At 76.3% G+C, this 304-nt stretch carries 1 protein-coding gene; it reads right to left on the bottom strand.

The genetic code is table 11. The features are described from left to right. On the bottom strand, positions 1 to 304 hold a 304-nt coding region (locus tag WDW90_RS38750; RefSeq protein WP_336492953.1), incomplete at both ends, for a hypothetical protein.

Below are 304 nucleotides of genomic sequence, written 5' to 3'. Positions count from 1 at the left end.
CTTCACGTGGTACTCGTCCGGAACGTCGTAGTAGGTGACGCCCGATGCCGGCAGCGTGCTGCCCACCGCCACCCGGCCGTCGTAAGCGTAGGACTTCACGTGGCGGCCGGTCACGTAGCTGCGGAAGCGCGGCCGGTCATCGACGCCGAGGATGCCGCCGACCGTGCCCGTGGCCGCGCCGACCGCGCCGCCGACGATGCCACCGACCGGGCCCGCCGCCGCGGCGCCCTCCTCGGCACCGCGCTGGGCCCCGCGCCCGGTGCCCTGCGCCTGGGCGGGCATGGGCAGCGCGAGAAGTGCGGCG

Origin of the sequence: Methylobacterium nigriterrae (assembly GCF_037106235.1) — a bacterium.
Taxonomy (GTDB): Bacteria; Pseudomonadota; Alphaproteobacteria; order Rhizobiales; family Beijerinckiaceae; genus Methylobacterium; species Methylobacterium nigriterrae.
The sequence above is the reverse complement of the archived record's forward strand: the minus strand, read 5'-3'. Positions and strand labels throughout refer to the sequence as shown.